The organism is Qipengyuania sp. SM2507, from assembly GCF_053714505.1.
The window spans coordinates 1,734,923-1,749,689 of sequence record NZ_CM132307.1; the positions used below are offsets into that span (position 1 = coordinate 1,734,923).

General features: G+C 64.4%; 15 protein-coding genes. 9 read left to right on the forward strand and 6 right to left on the reverse strand.

Annotated elements, in window-relative coordinates; genetic code table 11:
- Positions 1–6 precede the first annotated feature (6 nt).
- The 4 genes from ACWIKC_RS08450 to dapA all read right to left on the reverse strand — a co-directional run bounded on the left by ACWIKC_RS08450 (position 7) and on the right by dapA (position 4,689).
- Complete coding sequence (locus ACWIKC_RS08450) at positions 7–2,490, reverse strand: response regulator (protein ID WP_454597067.1); 2,484 nt, start codon at positions 2,488–2,490, stop codon at positions 7–9.
- On the reverse strand, positions 2,487–3,071 hold the full coding sequence (locus ACWIKC_RS08455; RefSeq protein ID WP_454597068.1) for a DUF2062 domain-containing protein: 585 nt from the start codon (positions 3,069–3,071) through the stop codon (positions 2,487–2,489). The genes ACWIKC_RS08450 and ACWIKC_RS08455 overlap by 4 nt, the downstream gene beginning before the upstream one ends.
- Positions 3,072–3,225: 154 nt before the next feature.
- On the reverse strand, positions 3,226–3,708 hold the full coding sequence (smpB, locus tag ACWIKC_RS08460) for an SsrA-binding protein SmpB (RefSeq protein WP_454597069.1): 483 nt from the start codon (positions 3,706–3,708) through the stop codon (positions 3,226–3,228).
- A gap of 99 nt (positions 3,709–3,807) precedes the next feature.
- Positions 3,808–4,689, reverse strand: coding sequence for a 4-hydroxy-tetrahydrodipicolinate synthase (dapA, locus tag ACWIKC_RS08465; RefSeq protein ID WP_454597070.1), 882 nt, complete (start codon positions 4,687–4,689; stop codon positions 3,808–3,810).
- Between the two features lie 92 nt (positions 4,690–4,781).
- Between dapA and ACWIKC_RS08470 the strand changes: the two genes are divergently transcribed.
- Genes ACWIKC_RS08470 through ACWIKC_RS08480 form a run of 3 tightly spaced genes read left to right on the forward strand, consistent with a single transcriptional unit; the run spans position 4,782 to position 7,704 of the window.
- Positions 4,782–6,734 carry a transglycosylase SLT domain-containing protein gene (locus ACWIKC_RS08470; RefSeq protein WP_454597071.1) on the forward strand — a complete coding sequence of 651 codons (1,953 nt, stop codon included), beginning with the start codon at positions 4,782–4,784 and terminating at the stop codon, positions 6,732–6,734.
- 21 nt (positions 6,735–6,755) lie between these two features.
- The gene (locus ACWIKC_RS08475; protein WP_454597072.1) at positions 6,756–7,235 is read left to right on the forward strand and encodes a GreA/GreB family elongation factor; all 480 of its coding nucleotides are present in this window, start codon (positions 6,756–6,758) and stop codon (positions 7,233–7,235) included.
- Positions 7,228–7,704: a hypothetical protein gene (locus ACWIKC_RS08480; protein WP_454597073.1), complete on the forward strand. Its 477-nt coding sequence runs from the start codon at positions 7,228–7,230 to the stop codon at positions 7,702–7,704. The genes ACWIKC_RS08475 and ACWIKC_RS08480 overlap by 8 nt, the downstream gene beginning before the upstream one ends.
- A gap of 61 nt (positions 7,705–7,765) precedes the next feature.
- Here the strand turns inward: ACWIKC_RS08480 and ACWIKC_RS08485 are convergent, their stop codons facing one another.
- Complete coding sequence (locus ACWIKC_RS08485) at positions 7,766–8,434, reverse strand: outer membrane protein (RefSeq protein ID WP_454597074.1); 669 nt, start codon at positions 8,432–8,434, stop codon at positions 7,766–7,768.
- Positions 8,435–8,671: 237 nt separating this feature from the next.
- Here ACWIKC_RS08485 and rlmN point away from each other — a divergent pair, with 237 nt between their 5' ends.
- From rlmN to ACWIKC_RS08500, 3 genes are read left to right on the forward strand one after another with little or no spacing between them, the layout of a single operon-like run.
- Positions 8,672–9,922, forward strand: a complete 1,251-nt coding sequence (gene rlmN, locus ACWIKC_RS08490) for a 23S rRNA (adenine(2503)-C(2))-methyltransferase RlmN (RefSeq protein ID WP_454597075.1) — start codon at positions 8,672–8,674, stop codon at positions 9,920–9,922.
- On the forward strand, positions 9,922–10,512 hold the full coding sequence (locus ACWIKC_RS08495; protein ID WP_454597076.1) for a class I SAM-dependent methyltransferase: 591 nt from the start codon (positions 9,922–9,924) through the stop codon (positions 10,510–10,512). The genes rlmN and ACWIKC_RS08495 overlap by 1 nt, the downstream gene beginning before the upstream one ends.
- Entirely contained in the window at positions 10,509–11,162 is a 654-nt protein-coding gene (locus ACWIKC_RS08500; protein ID WP_454597077.1) for an MOSC domain-containing protein, read from the forward strand. Before ACWIKC_RS08495 ends, ACWIKC_RS08500 begins: the two co-directional genes overlap by 4 nt.
- Before the next feature lie 53 nt (positions 11,163–11,215).
- On the opposite strand, the gene ACWIKC_RS08505 is transcribed toward ACWIKC_RS08500, so the two are convergent.
- Entirely contained in the window at positions 11,216–12,445 is a 1,230-nt protein-coding gene (locus tag ACWIKC_RS08505) for an APC family permease (protein ID WP_454597078.1), read from the reverse strand.
- A 122-nt stretch (positions 12,446–12,567) separates the two neighbouring features.
- On the opposite strand from ACWIKC_RS08505, the gene ACWIKC_RS08510 reads away from it, so the two are divergent.
- From ACWIKC_RS08510 to ACWIKC_RS08520, 3 genes are read left to right on the forward strand one after another with little or no spacing between them, the layout of a single operon-like run.
- Positions 12,568–13,344 carry an SDR family oxidoreductase gene (locus ACWIKC_RS08510; protein WP_454597079.1) on the forward strand — a complete coding sequence of 259 codons (777 nt, stop codon included), beginning with the start codon at positions 12,568–12,570 and terminating at the stop codon, positions 13,342–13,344.
- The gene (locus tag ACWIKC_RS08515) at positions 13,341–14,027 is read left to right on the forward strand and encodes a cytochrome b/b6 domain-containing protein (RefSeq protein ID WP_454597080.1); all 687 of its coding nucleotides are present in this window, start codon (positions 13,341–13,343) and stop codon (positions 14,025–14,027) included. Before ACWIKC_RS08510 ends, ACWIKC_RS08515 begins: the two co-directional genes overlap by 4 nt.
- Entirely contained in the window at positions 14,017–14,754 is a 738-nt protein-coding gene (locus ACWIKC_RS08520; RefSeq protein ID WP_454597081.1) for a molybdopterin-binding protein, read from the forward strand. Before ACWIKC_RS08515 ends, ACWIKC_RS08520 begins: the two co-directional genes overlap by 11 nt.
- Positions 14,755–14,767 lie beyond the last annotated feature (13 nt).

A 14,767-nucleotide genomic window follows, 5' to 3' on the forward strand; every position in this document is an offset into this window, starting at 1 on the left:
GCGATTTCAGCCCCCGGACGCGGCCTGGCCGCTCAGCACTTCGGCTACCTTGGCGCTGATCTGCTGGACGCTGAAGGGCTTGGGAATGAAATGCATATTCTCGATGTCGATATCGTTGCGCAGCTGTTCCTCGGCATAGCCGGACATGAACAGGATCGGGATCTTGGGCTTCACCCGGCGGACCGCGCGCGCCATCGCGGGACCGTCCATCGCAGGCATCACCACGTCCGAAACGATGAGATCGAACTCGATCCCGCTATTGGCCACCGCGGCGAGCCCGGCCTCGCCATCGGAGGCCGAAGTAACCGCATAGCCTGCGCGGGTCAGCGCGCGCTCCGCCACCGCGCGAACCATGTCCTCGTCCTCGACCAGCAGCAGATTGCCACCGCCCGACCAGTCGCTCGCCTTGGCGTCTTCCACTTCCTCGCGCCGCCGCGGCGCCGGCATTTCACCCTTGTGGACGGGCAGATAGACGGTGAAGCGCGCGCCAACCGGCGAGCCGTCGGGCCCCGGCACGTTGTCGGCAAAGATGAAGCCGTTGGACTGCTTGACGATGCCATAGACCGTCGAGAGCCCGAGCCCGGTGCCTTTCCCCTGCTCCTTGGTGGTGAAGAAGGGCTCGAAGATCTTGTTGATCACATTCTCGGGAATGCCCCCGCCCGTGTCCTGAACGATGAGCACGGTGTAGTCGTTGGCGGGCATGATATCGATGCCCATCTTGCGCACGTCGCGCGCCGAGACGTGTCGCGTAGCCAGCGTCAGCCGGCCCTTCAGGTCCGGCCGCCCCTTGCCATCGGCATAGGCCTGCATGGCATCGCGCGCGTTCACCGCCAGATTGATGATGACCTGTTCGAGCTGCTGCGGGTCGGCGCGCACTGGGCCCAGTTCGCGGTCGTGCCGGACCGAGAACTCGACCTTACCGCCCATCAGCCGCTTGAGCAGCTGGCTGACCTCGCTGACCACATCGGGCATCTGCAACACCACCGGGCGCAACGTCTGCTGTCGGCTGAAGGCGAGCAGCTGGCGGGTGAGCGAGGCGGCGCGGTTGGAATTGGCCTTGATCTGCTGAATGTCGTCGTAATCGCTGTCGCCCGGCGTGTGGCGCAGCAGCATGAGATCGCAATAGCCGATGATTGCGGTGAGCACGTTGTTGAAATCGTGTGCCACGCCGCCCGCAAGCTGGCCGACCGCCTGCATCTTGGTGGCCTGCGCGACCTGGCGCCGCAGCCGCTTTTCCTCGGTCGAATCCGAAAGTGAGAGTAGTACCGCTGCATCGCCCAGTCCGCGGACCCCCGCGAGCCCGATGCTCACCGGCTCCTCCTTGTCGCCCCCCAGCCGCACCGCCATGTCGCCGCTTGCCGCGACGCCCTTGGCGAAGCGGCGCACGGTGTCTGACATCGCCGCCTTGTCCTCGGCCACCACCAGATCGGACGGAAATTGCGGCAGCCCCGCTTGTTCGCGCTCGATGGCCCGAAGGAACGCCTTGTTGGCGAACAGGAAGCGGCCATCGCGATCAGTCAATGCCAGCCCCAGCGGCAAAGCCGAGAGCAGCGCTTCGAGCTGCGGCACCGCGGCGCGACCGCTCCCCTCCCAGGCCCCGCCGACCCCGACGCTGCTGTCGACCAGCAATATCAGCGACGGCGCCTCGTCGGCACCGCTCACCTGCTTGCTGCCGGGCTCGTCGAGCGGGATATGGACTAGCGTTTGCGGCGAACCCTGCTGCCCTTCGCGCGCGAAGTAGATGCGGTCGCGATCGTCGGAACGCAGCAGCTGGACGAAATCCTCTCCCGAAAGCGATTTCTCCGCCCGCCCGGTCGTCCGCTCGGCCAGCCCCGGGGTGTGGTCGATCACGACGCCATCGGACGCTACCAGCGCGACCTCGAGACCGGCACGCGACATCGTCGCGCCGAATGGGCCGGAGATGCGCTCCGCCACCCCGTCGTAGCTGCGGTGTTCGATGATCTCGTTGAATCGCCAGATCAGATAGTTCTCGCCCCGCCCGCTGCGCTCTACCGCGAGGCGAAAGGTCCGCTCGCCCTGCGCCAGGCGAAGCAGCTCGACCTCACCCCGCCCGTCCCGCCACGCGGCGCGCGCGGCGTCGTTCGCGGCCTCGCGTTCCTGATTGTCCAACGCCAGCGCCTGCGGTTCGGCGTCGATCCCGAACCAGTCGCGATAGGTCGAATTGGCGCAGGTCAGCCGGTTGGCGCGATCGGTGATCGCGATGGCGATCCGCTTGTTTTCGATCGCCGCATGGGTCACCGACCAGTCGGGCGGCGCGAGATCCGAAACAGCCAGCGGCGACTTCAGCCGGGTGATCAGCAGGAGGCCCAGCATAAGCGTGAGCAGCCCCCCGGCGTAGGCGGCAGCCATCAGCCCGCTCGCACCGAGCAGCCAGACCATCCCGACCGACAGGATCATCGCGACCAGCAGGCCGATCACCAGCGGAATCGGGGGCAGGCGCAACAGACCGTCCTCGCTCGCGGTGATCATTCGTCCTCCGTCATAGGCCGAGCCAGAGCCCCTTCCATCGCATCGAGACGTTGCTTGCGCCGGCGGATCACCATATTGCGCCAGATGAAGCTCGCGATGAGATAGCCAGAAGCCGCGCCAACCACCGCCAGCACCACGAAACCGAACGCGGTCAGGCCGGCCATCTCGAAGAACCCCGCCAGGGCCCCGCGATCATCGGCGATTTCCGACGCAGCCCCGGCACCGACCGCAGCGTCGATGTTGAGTACCGTTGCGCCGACCTTGTTGGCCACCAGCAACCAGAACGGGAAGGTGAAGGGATTGGTCACGAAGGTTAGCGCCGCAGCCAGCGGCACATTGGCCCGGGCCGGGAGGGCGAGCAGCGCGGCCAGGAATATCTGTCCCAGCGGCACGATGAAGGCGGCGAACAGGCCCAGCGCGACGCCGCGCGGTACCGAACGACGCGTGAACCGCCACAGCTCGGGGCTCAGGAAGCTCTGCCCGAGCGGACGCAGATATTTGTTGCGCGCCATCTGCTCGCGCGTGGGCATGTGCTTGCGGAACCAGTCCGCCAGAAAGGTCTTGGATCGCAGGTCGCTCATCGCCACGCCGTAGCATTGTGCCGGCAGGTGGCACGAAGCAAGAGGTGTGAACGGGTTGGCGGCATGAAGTGCATTCCGAACTTGTATGACTAGCGGCGAGTGCCTGTCAGGCGCGCGAATTTAGTCCAGCGATTGCGCGCGCAAAACGAGGTTGTCAGCCACGGTCGCGCATTACGCGCGCCTTGTCGCGCTGCCAATCGCGATCCTTGACCGTCTGGCGCTTGTCATGCGCCTGCTTGCCCTTGGCCAGGGCGAGTTCGACCTTGGCGCGGCCGGTCGAGTTGAAATAGACCGACAGCGGCACGAGCGTCATACCCTTGCGCTCGATCGCGCCGAGCAGGCGTTCGATCTCGCGCTCGTGCAGCAACAGCTTGCGCGGACGCTTGGGCTCGTGGTTCTCGCGATTGCCATTTGCGTATTCGGGGATGTTGGCGTTGACCAGCCAGACCTGTCCGCCGCGGACCTCGGCATAGCTTTCCTTGATCGAGGCCTGTCCGGCACGCAGCGCCTTCACTTCGGTGCCGTGCAACGCCAGCCCCGCCTCGAGCGTGTCCTCGACATGATAATCGAACCGCACCCGCCGGTTGTCGGCGACGGTCTTCTGCTTGTCGAAAGTGGCGGGTTTGGGACGAGCCATGATTACGGGCACTTAAGAAGGCGGGCGCCAAAGGGAAAGAGGTAACGGTTACGATCGGCCGGTTTCCCAAAGCCCATCGAATCGCATTTGGCTCCGGCGTCAGACTAGCCCGGCGCCCTCCAGCGCGGCGTCGACCGCCTTGCGCGCTGCTGGACTGCAGGCGCACAGCGGCAGGCGCACTTCGTCGGTCAGCCAGTCGTGCACCCGCGACAAGGCGTATTTCACGGGTCCGGGCGAGCTATCCTCGAACATGGCGTAATGCAGCGGATAGAGCCGGTCGTTGAGCTGGCGCGCCTTGACCAGATCGTTGTCCGCGCAGGCCTGCTGAAACTCGGCGCACAAGGCCGGCGCGACGTTGGCGGTCACCGAGATGCAGCCCTTCCCGCCTGCGGCGTTGAACGGCAGCGCCAGCTCGTCATTGCCCGACAGCTGGCAGAATTCCTTGCCGATCCCCATCCGGTGGTCCGCCACCCGGCTCAGATCCTCGCTGGCGTCCTTGATGGCGATGATCTGGTCGGGATATTTGTTGGCCAGCGCGATCGTGGTTTCGGGCAATATGTCGGTGACCGTCCGGGCAGGCACGTTGTAGAGCACAATCGGCAGGTCGCAATTTTCCGCCAGATAGCTGAAATGTGCCATCAAGCCTGCCTGGCTCGGACGATTGTAATAGGGCGCCACGCACAGCGCTGCGGCGGCTCCGGCCTTCTTCGAGAAGTGCATGTGCAGCAGCGCGTTTTGCGTGTCGTTGCTTCCGCAGCCGGCGATCACCGGCACCCGCCCCGCGGCCTGCTCGATGCAGACCTCGACCACGCGATGGTGCTCGGCGTTGGAAAGCGTCGAGGCCTCACCGGTCGTGCCGCAGGGCACAAGGGCCGAACTGCCATTGTCGATCTGCCAGTCGACCAGCCGCCGAAAAGCGGCTTCGTCGAACGTTCCGTCGCGAAAAGGAGTCACCAGGGCCGGTATCGAGCCAGAGAACATTTACTAAGGTCCTGCGTTGGTCCCATGCACGCCAAATTCTTGCGCGCTGGGAGGGAAATCGTTCAGCGCCTGATAAGGAGCCGAGAGGCATAATGTCCAGCATGGGTCATAAAACACTTACACTATTCGCTCTTCTCGCCGGCACCGCGCTGGCCCCACCGCTGGCCGCGCAGTCGATGGGCAACACGCCCGATGCCCGGACGAACATGGTTGCTATGCAACCCGCCCGGATGGCCGAAGCGGTCGACCGCTGGAATTATCTGCGCGAACAGCAGAACCTGCCCTTCGCGACCTACGCGAATTTCATCAGCGCCTATCCGGGCTTCCCGATGCAGGAGCGGCTGCAGCAACGCGCCGAAGCCGCGCTCGATACCGATCCGGTGGGTACCGAGACACTGGTCGCCTTCTTCGATCGCAACCCGCCGCTGACCAATCCCGCCAAGGCGCGCTACGCGCTCGCCCTTGCGACGCAAAACCGTGCCGAAGCCTTTGCCATGGCGCAGGACGCTTGGCGCGGCGGCACGATGAGCGGAACCGCCGAAGCCTATCTTCAGGGCCTTTACGGCGCGCGTTTCACTCCCGGAGACCATGATGCGCGGATGAACGCGCTGCTGTGGCAGGGCGACAGCGAAGGCGCTGCACGTCATGCGATGCGCGTTTCGCAATCGCAGCGCGACCTCGGCATGGCGCGGCTGGCGCTGCTCCAGGGCGAAATGCCGTCCTCGGCCGGGCTCACCGTTCCCGGCGATGCGCGATCCGATCCCGGATATGTCTACAATCTGGTCCGCTACTATCGCACCAGCAACCAGATCCCGCAGGCGGTTGCTCTGTTGACCAGCCGCCCGACCTTCACCCGCCCTGCGTTCGACAGCGAGGCGATGATCGGCGAGATGCTGCGCGTCGCGCGCGGCGCAAGTTCCGATCAGGCGGCGCGCATCGCGGCATCGGTCGACGATCTGTTCGCTCCGGGTTACGACGTCAGCGACGGCGCCTATCGCCTGCGCGACGACTACACCTCGCTGATGTGGCTGGGCGGCACCAGCGCGCTGTGGAATCTCGGCGAAGGATCGCGGGCAGCCCCGCTGTTCTACCGCTACGGTGCTGCCGCCAAGACCCCGCAGACTCGCTCGAAGGGCTTCTACTGGGCGGGCCTAGCCGCCTCGCGTGCTGGAATGGCGCAGGAGGCCGAGCGCTATTACAACCTCGCCGCGCAATATCCCGACCGTTTCTACGGCCAGCTGGCGCTGAACGAACTCGGCCGTCCGGTACCTCCTTTGCAGCAGGTAGCGTTAGCGACGCCGACGGATGAGCAACGCCGCGCATTCGCCAATTCGCCGCTGGTAGCCGCGACGCGCCATGTGGCGCAGGGCGCGCCTTGGAGCACGGGCATCCAGTTCTATCGCGAACTGGCCCAGTCCGCCGATACGCCGGAAGAGCACGCCCTGGTCGCCGAACTCGCTCGCGAAATCGGGCGACGCGATCTTGCGGTCAACGTCACCGAAGCCGCTGCGGCCGATGGCTACGACAGCTTTATCGCCCAGGGCTTCCCGACACTTCCCCTCCCCCCCGGGGCTAACTTTACCCTCGTTCATGCGATTGCGCGGCAAGAGAGCCAGTTCGCCCAGAACGCCATCAGCCACGCCGGTGCGCGCGGCCTGATGCAGCTGATGCCCCCTACTGCTCGCGAGGAAGCCGATCGCGCAGGCATGACCTACATGACCGCCAATCTCATCGAGGATGCGGACTATAATATCCGGTTGGGCAGCAACCATATCGAACGGCTGGTGTCGAACTATGGCGGAAGCTATCCGCTCGCCTTCGCGGCCTATAACGCCGGGCCGGGCAATGTGAACAAATGGCTGCGCGCCAATGGCGATCCGCGCACCGGCGCCATCAGCTGGCTCGAATGGATCGAGAAGATCCCGTTCTTCGAGACCAAGAACTATGTCCACCGGGTGATCGAGAATGCCGCGGTCTACGAGCATCTTTATCCCGAACGCACGCCCTATGGACAGGCGCGGTCAGTGAGTGACTTTCTGCGCTAGATTGCGATAGGAAGGTGCATCATGACCGCGCCTACCAATCCGATAACGCCTGCAGGCTATGCCGCACTCAGGGCGCGCTACGACCATCTGCTCGGAACCGAGCGGCCCGCGATCGTCGAGATCGTGAGCTGGGCGGCGGGCAATGGCGATCGCAGCGAGAACGGCGACTACATCTATGGCCGCAAGCGGATGCGCGAGATCGATCGCGAACTTGCGCATCTCGCGCGTCGGCTGAAGGCCGCGCGGGTGATCGACCCCGGTGAGCAGCCCGATTTGCGCAAGGCCTTCTTCGGTGCGACGGTGACGCTGGCGGACGAAGAGGATCTCGAGCGGTGCGTCACCCTGGTCGGCGACGACGAACAGGATGCCGGAGCGGGCCGCATCGGCTGGTCCTCTCCGCTCGCTCGCGCGCTCAAGGGCGCTGCGGTAGGGGATGTCCGCTCGGTTCGTCTTCCGGGCGGTACCAAGGATTGGGAAGTGATGGGCATCGCCTATGATTAGAATGGGCCTTGGTCTTCTTCTCGCTCTCGCCGCGCCGCTTTCGACCAAGGAAAGCCTCGGCGTCTTCGAGAGCTGGGGCGCGTTCCGCGACGAAGCCGGGCCGCGCTGCTACGCGATAGCGGTCCCTCGCACCGCCAGCGCTCGGCAGGCATATGCAAGTATCGCCACGTGGCCGCGGCGCAACGTCCGCGGACAGATCCATTTTCGCCTGTCGCGCGAGGCGCGGCCCGGCAGCGCGATTACCCTACGGATCGGGAGCGAACGGTTCGGGCTCACGGGTAGCGGGACGAATGCCTGGGGAGCGGACCGTCGAATGGATGCGGCCATCGTCGCCACGCTTCGTTCGGCCAACCGCCTCAGCGTGAGCGGGATCGACACGCGCGGGCGACGCTTTTCCGACAGCTATACGCTGAACGGCGTGGCCTCGGCCATGGACGCCGCCACCGTCGCCTGCGCACGCCGCGGATAGGCAAAGAAAAGGCGGGCCGCAGCATCTTCCCGCGACCCGCCCATCTTAACGCATCATTCGATTAGAAGCGGAAGCCGACGCCCGCCACAACCTGATGACGATCGGTGTCGATGTCGAAATTCGCGGTATCGGGCGCATCGCCTTCGAAATCGATCTCGGCGTTGCTGTAGTTCGAATAGCGATATTCGAGCTTAACGAAGCTGCGTTCGGTCATCGCATATTCGACACCCGTGCCCACGCGGTAACCGTCGGTGTCGATGTCCTGATCGAAGGTCTGCGTGCCGGAGGCCGAGCGGACGTTGTACTTGGCGTTGGTGTAACCGCCCTTGGCGTAAACCAGCAGATCGGGCTGCGCCAAGACGCCGACGCGCGCGCCGACATAGAGATCGCGACCGGTTTCGACGTTGCCGAGACCAAAGCCTTCGAAATCTCCGTCGCGGAATTCGACGTCCGCGGTCGAGCCTGTGTATTCCGCCTCGACACCCAGCACGACGCCGCCGGCGTTGAAGTCGTAACCCAGAGCGCCGCCGTAGACGACGCCTTCGATCGACTGATCATTGTCGACATTGGCATCGTCGTCGATCGTACTGCCAGCGGTGCTGCTATCGTAACCGGCGATGATTTCGGCACGCGGACCGGTGAAGGTGCCATCGACGGCATCCTGGGCCATAGCGGGGGCCGAAATCGAAAAAGCCGAACCTGCGACCAGAAGGACTGTTGCGTATTTCATTGAGTGTACTCCGTTATCGTAAACCCGCGGACTTCTGCCGCGTGGACCTACTCAACGGGGCGATGGAGGCGCAGTTTCATGAACAGGAAACAACAAGCATCTGTGGCAGTTTGGTAACAATCCTGCGCCAGACTGTGCAGATATGTCGACCAAAATCCGGAACGCTGGAGGCTCCTCCAAGTTCGCGCGCCGGTAGCCTTTCGCAAATACGGGAACGCGCCTATATGCGAGGCTCACATGCCCGACACCACGCTCATGACCATTCCCGGACAGGTCGACCCCGTCCCCACCTCGCGCGAAATCACGCCGCGAGCGGACGGACGCGTCGATCTTCTGGGCCTGCCGCGCCCGCGCATCCGCGCGCTCCTGGAAGAAGCTGGTCTTGACCCCAAACAGGCCAAGTTACGCGCCAAGCAGCTGTTTCACTGGCTCTATCACCGCGGCGTGACCGATTTCGCCGCGATGACCGACATCGCCAAGACGATGCGTCCATGGCTGGCCGAGCGCTTCATCATCGGTCGCCCCGACATCGTCGAGGCGCAGCATTCGACCGACGGCACGCGCAAATGGCTGCTGCGGACCAGCGACGGGCACGAATTCGAGATGGTCTTCATCCCCGATGCCGACCGCGGAACGCTGTGCGTCTCGAGTCAGATCGGCTGCACGCTCAACTGCACCTTCTGCCACACCGGCACCATGCGGCTGGTGCGCAATCTCACTCCGGGCGAGATCGTCGGTCAGGTCATGCTCGCGCGCGATTCGCTGGGCGAATGGCCAAAAGGCAAGATGGATTTCGCCGAGGAAGAGTCCGAGGTCGAGTATCGCGCCGATGGCAGGCTGCTGACCAATATCGTGATGATGGGAATGGGCGAACCGCTCTACAATTTCGACAATGTCCGCGACGCGCTGCAGCTGGTGATGGATGGCGAAGGGCTGGCGCTGTCCAAACGACGCATCACCCTCTCGACCAGCGGCGTCGTGCCGATGATGGCGCGTTGCGGCGATGAGATCGGGGTCAATCTCGCCGTCTCGCTCCACGCGGTGACCAAGGAGGTGCGCGACGAGATCGTCCCGATCAATCGCAAATACGGCATCGAGGAGCTGCTCCAGGCCTGCGCCGATTACCCGAGCGCCAACAACGCGCGGCGGATCACTTTCGAATATGTGATGCTCAAGGACAAGAACGACAGCGACGCGGATGCGCGCGAGCTCGTCCGCCTGCTGCGCCAGTACGACCTGCCCGCGAAGGTCAATCTGATCCCGTTCAACCCCTGGCCGGGCTCCGCCTACGAATGCTCGACGCCTGAACGGATCCGCTCGTTCAGTGCGATCGTATTCGATGCCGGGATTTCCGCGCCGGTCCGCACCCCGCGCGGCCGCGACATCGACGCCGCCTGCGGCCAGCTCAAGACCTCGGCGCTCAAGAAGAGCTGGGCCGAGCGAGACCGCGAGGCCGCCGAGACCGAGGCCGAGACCGCAGCCGCCTGATGGCCGACGAAGCGACCCTCGCTTTCTACCAGAAGCAGGCGCCCCGCTACACGATGAGCTTCGGACAGGCGCCCAGTCGGCATCTAGACCGCTTTCTCGATCGTCTCTCACCCGGCGCGCGCATCCTCGAACTGGGATGCGGCGGTGGTCGGGACTCCGCGCGGATCCGCGAGCGCGGCTTCGATCTCGACGCCACCGATGGCACGCCGGCCATGGTCACGAAAGCCAATGAGCGGTTCGAAGTCGGGGCGCGGCTGATGCGTTTCGAGGAGCTCGATGCGGAAGAAGCCTACGACGCGGTCTGGGCCCACGCCTGCCTGCTCCATGTCGAGCGCGCCCGATTGCCCGCTATCTTGTCGGCGATCCACCGCGCGCTCAAATCCGGCGGCTGGCATTATGCAAGCTACAAGCTCGGTGACGGTGAAGGGCGCGACCGCCACGGCAGGCTCCACAATTTCCCTTCCGTCGAGTGGCTGGAGACAGCTTATACTGAAGCCGGCTTCGCGAGCGAGGACACGATAATCTTTGACGGCGAGGGAGCGGACGGAGTGATGCGCGAATGGATGGCACTAACGGTGCGCCGGGCATGATTGGCGAAGCAAATATCCTCGCGCTGTGCATCGGCCAGCCTCGCCCATTCAACGGCGCAGAGCTGAGCGCGATCGACAAGCGCGCGGTCGAAGGCCCCATCGCTATCCGCAGTTTCGGTCTGGAAGGCGATATGGTCGCCGACACGAAGCACCATGGCGGGCCGGATATGGCGGTCCATCACTACCCGCACGAACATTACGCCGGGTGGGGCGATTGGCTGGGCGACCACGATGCGCTCGGTTACGACGCGCCATTCGGCGAGAACATTGTTGCGACCGGATTGACCGAGACCGAAGTCCATATCGGCGATCGCTTTCGGCTCGGATCTTCGCTGCTCGAGGTCAGCCAGCCGCGCCAGCCCTGCTGGAAGATCGAGCATCGCTTCGCTCGCAAGGGCATGGTCAAGCGCATCGTCGCCGAACACAATTGCGGCTGGTATTACCGTGTGATCGAGGAAGGCGAAGCGCAGGCCGGGGATCGCATCGAGCGCGTCGAAACCGGGCACGAGGATTGGAACGTCGCGCGGCTCTTCGCTTGCCTTTACGATCCCGCGCGGCGGGCAAGCGCCGAAGAACTGCGGGAGATCACAGCGCTCGACCGGCTCTGCGAGTTGTGGCGGGAGAAGGCAGCCAACGCGAGTCGGGCCTAGTTTGTACCTGACGCCGGATACAGCCGCTCCATGGCTCGAAACATGCCTGAGACCTAGTGGCCGCCTTCGCCTCCGAACCCTAGCACCCAAAGGGCGATCTGTCCGACGACTGCCAGCACGCAGAAGACAGTGCCGAGGATCGGCACGACCGCCCACATATCGGGGACATCCTCCGGCTGCGACTGAGGCTTGAGACGCCATAGCGCAGCATTGACGACTCCGAAGACCAGCAAAATCGCCAGACTTGTCCCGCTCGCCAACGTCTTGAGCGGGAAGAACAGCGTAAGGGCAAGCACCACTGCGCCGGAGACCACCGTCGCCCTGATCGGCGTATTGGTCCGATCGCTGACCTGTTCCATCTGCTTGGGCATGACGCTGCGATTGTCGCGCGCCATGTCCATTATCATGCGACTCGCCGCAACGATTTGCGCCAGCGCGCCATTGACGATGATAAAGAGGCTGGCGATCGCGATGGGCATCTTCGGCCAACCCTCCTGTGCTACCGCTTCGACCAGCGGGGCCTGCGCACTGGCGATGCCGTCGATGTCGTCGCTCCCGACCAGCGCCAGCGAGATGGCGATATAAAAAACGAAGACGATAATCAGCGATGCGATCATGGCGCGCGGCAGGGTCTTCTTGACGTCCTTCACCTCCTCCGCCGTCTGGCCCATGTCGCCGAAACCGATGAAGCTGTAGATGGCGAGGAAAGCACCCGCGAAGATGCCCGTTGCCGCCCCTGCCCCGAGACCGTCCGCCGAAACGATCTTGCCGGGTGCGGCGAACAGGGAGTCTTTCGTGACCCAAAGCACGAACAGCAGCGTGGCGATGCCGATCAGTGTCGTGCCGCTCATGAACCAGGCGCTTTGCTTCATGCCTGCAACCGAAACCCCGGTGATTGCAATCACCAGGCCGACCTTGGCCATCCAGCCGGGAACTTCGACGAAGGAGTCGAGATAGCTGATGAAGCCGGTGACAATTGTGGCCGCCGACACCAGATTGGCAAGGATCAGCATCCAGCCGGTTGCCCCAGAAAGCCACTCGCGTCCGAATCCCTTTGCCGCATATTCCATCGGGCCGCCCGCATCGGGTACCCGGGCGCCCATTTCCGCGAACGAAAGGGCCGTGGTGAAGGCCACCAGTCCGGCGAGAAGATAGGCGATCGGTGCAAGGACGCCCGCCTCGCCAACCACCTCGCCGACCACCACGAAGATGCCCGCGCCAAGGATGGTTCCGGTTCCGTAGAAGGTCAGAGTCCCCAGCCCCATCGAACGTTCGAGCGCCATAGTTCCATCTCCCGTTGCCAACCAAAGCGCTATATTCGTGCAGCCGTTCCGAGAAAGAGCTTTGCATGGCCTATCGATGATGGTTGAAGGTTGGCCATGGCTTGCAACAGCGTCTCCATCGCATGATGCCGCCGGCGGTCCTGATCACCGGCGGGGCGCGGCGGATCGGCGCCGCGATCGCCCGCGGATTTGGCGAGGCGGGGTGGCATGTCGTAATCCATTACGGGGGTTCGCACGAAGAGGCTGAGGCGCTGGCCAGCGCTTTGCCCAGCGCCGAGACCGCGAGCTGCGATCTGGCCGATGGTGACGCCTCGGTGGCGCTGGTCGAGCGGCTGGCGGCGCGGCTGGACGACTGGCGGGTGCTGGTCAATTGCGCCAGCGTCTTCGAACCCGATTCGCCCGATGCGCTCGATCCGGAAACCAACCGCCGCGCCATGGCGATCAACGCCACCACCCCCGCGCGTTTGGCGCAGGCCTTCCTCGCTCGCGCGCGTTCCGGTAGCGGGCGGCGGGTAATCCAGGTGACCGATCAGAAGCTCCGCAACCCCAACCCCGATTTCTTCAGCTACACCATGAGCAAGCACGCGCTGCACGCCACAATCGCCATGCTGAGCAAAGCGCGCGAGCGGGCCGAAGACCGGGTCTACGGGCTGGCTCCCGGTGCCATCCTCGCCAGCCATGACCAGGCGCAGGAAGAAACCGACATCTCCCATCTTCTCAACCTGCTGGAGCGCAAGACAGGGCCCGAAGAAGTTGCGGCCGCCGCGCTGTTCCTCGCGCAGGGCTGGCTGGCGAGCGGACAGACGCTATTTGTCGACAGCGGCCAGCACCTGCTCGACCAGTCACGCGACGTGATCTATCTTGCGCGCGAGCAGGTCCGCAGCGGAGCGAAATCATGAAACGCCATGCCCTGTCCACACGCCTGTGGCACTGGCTGAACCTGGTCTTCGTGGTGATCCTGTTCATGTCGGGACTGACCATCTCCAACGCCCACCCAAGGCTCTATTGGGGCGACTGGGGCTTCGCGCCCGAGCAGGCATGGCTGATCCTGCCGCGTTTCCCCGATTGGATGACGATTCCGGGCTATTACAGCCTCGCGGTCGCGCGCGATTGGCACATCCTCGCTGCATGGCCCTTCGCACTCCTGCTGCTGATCATGTGGGTGGCTATGCTCGCCAACCGCCATTTCCGGCGCGACATCGCGACCGATCGCCAAGAATGGCAGCCGAGCAATATCCGCCGTGATGCGGCGGCGCATCTCCGGCTCCAGTTCGACCACGGCCCGGGCAAATACAACTTCTTCCAGAAGCTGGCCTACGGCCTCGTGTTGGGCGTCATCCTACCGATGATGATCTTCAGCGGGATCGCGATCAGCCCCGGGATGGAACCGAGCTTCGGGTGGCTGGTCGAGGGTCTGGGGGGGCGGCAATCCGCGCGCAGCCTGCATTTCCTGTTCGCCTTTGCGCTGCTCGGGTTCTTCATCGTCCATGTGCTGCTGGTGATCCTCTCCGGACCCATCCGTCAGATGCGCGACATGCTGACCGGCGGCGGCCGCGAGGAAGGACCCCGCGATGCGACGTAGAAATTTCATCGTCGCAGCGGGCGCAACGGTTCTGGCCGGCTGCAACAAGATCGCGGAAAGCGGACCCGGTACCAGGCTGCTGTCCGCCGCCGAGCGCTGGCACAAGGCCGCACACGAGTTGTTGACCGATCGCAAGGCGCTCGCCCCCGAGTATCCGCGCAGTGCGATCTCGCCCTTCTTCCGTGGCAATGGCACCACCGATCCGCAGGAACCCGCCTATCGGCGCCATGCGGCGGAAGATTTCGCCAACTGGCGGCTTGAGGTCGGCGGACTCGTCGCATCGCCGATGTCGCTGTCGCTCGACAATCTGCGCCGCCTGCCGCAGCGAACCCAGGTGACGCGCCACGATTGCGTCGAGGGCTGGAGCGCGATCGGAGAATGGACCGGACCGCAGCTTTCCCTGCTGCTCGAGGCTGCGGGCCTGCGCGAAGAGGCGAACTACATCGTGTTCCGCTGCGCCGACACGCTCAACGGCGATGTCTATTACGAAAGCGTCGACCGGATCGACGCCTTTCACCCGCAGACCATCGTCGCGCACAGCCTCAACGGCGAGCCGCTGCCGATCCGCAACGGCGCGCCGCTACGGATGCGGATCGAGCGCCAGCTCGGCTACAAGCACGCCAAATACCTCACCGCGATCGAAGCCGTCGCTAGCCTCGACGAGATTGGCGGCGGCGAAGGTGGTTATTGGGAGGATCGCGGCTACCAATGGTACGCCGGCATCTGATGGCGCGAGACGC

Bases quoted from the DNA above. Each gene is read 5' to 3' on its own strand.
- ACWIKC_RS08495 (WP_454597076.1), top strand. From the start codon at position 9,922: ATGGCCGACGAAGCGACCCTCGCTTTCTACCAGAAGCAGGCGCCCCGC.
- dapA (WP_454597070.1), bottom strand. From the start codon at position 4,689: ATGTTCTCTGGCTCGATACCGGCCCTGGTGACTCCTTTTCGCGACGGA.
- ACWIKC_RS08480 (WP_454597073.1), top strand. From the start codon at position 7,228: ATGATTAGAATGGGCCTTGGTCTTCTTCTCGCTCTCGCCGCGCCGCTT.
- ACWIKC_RS08515 (WP_454597080.1), top strand. From the start codon at position 13,341: ATGAAACGCCATGCCCTGTCCACACGCCTGTGGCACTGGCTGAACCTG.
- smpB (WP_454597069.1), bottom strand. From the start codon at position 3,708: ATGGCTCGTCCCAAACCCGCCACTTTCGACAAGCAGAAGACCGTCGCC.
- ACWIKC_RS08455 (WP_454597068.1), bottom strand. From the start codon at position 3,071: ATGAGCGACCTGCGATCCAAGACCTTTCTGGCGGACTGGTTCCGCAAG.
- ACWIKC_RS08500 (WP_454597077.1), top strand. From the start codon at position 10,509: ATGATTGGCGAAGCAAATATCCTCGCGCTGTGCATCGGCCAGCCTCGC.
- ACWIKC_RS08450 (WP_454597067.1), bottom strand. From the start codon at position 2,490: ATGATCACCGCGAGCGAGGACGGTCTGTTGCGCCTGCCCCCGATTCCG.
- rlmN (WP_454597075.1), top strand. From the start codon at position 8,672: ATGCCCGACACCACGCTCATGACCATTCCCGGACAGGTCGACCCCGTC.
- ACWIKC_RS08520 (WP_454597081.1), top strand. From the start codon at position 14,017: ATGCGACGTAGAAATTTCATCGTCGCAGCGGGCGCAACGGTTCTGGCC.
- ACWIKC_RS08475 (WP_454597072.1), top strand. From the start codon at position 6,756: ATGACCGCGCCTACCAATCCGATAACGCCTGCAGGCTATGCCGCACTC.
- ACWIKC_RS08505 (WP_454597078.1), bottom strand. From the start codon at position 12,445: ATGGCGCTCGAACGTTCGATGGGGCTGGGGACTCTGACCTTCTACGGA.
- ACWIKC_RS08470 (WP_454597071.1), top strand. From the start codon at position 4,782: ATGTCCAGCATGGGTCATAAAACACTTACACTATTCGCTCTTCTCGCC.
- ACWIKC_RS08485 (WP_454597074.1), bottom strand. From the start codon at position 8,434: ATGAAATACGCAACAGTCCTTCTGGTCGCAGGTTCGGCTTTTTCGATT.
- ACWIKC_RS08510 (WP_454597079.1), top strand. From the start codon at position 12,568: ATGATGCCGCCGGCGGTCCTGATCACCGGCGGGGCGCGGCGGATCGGC.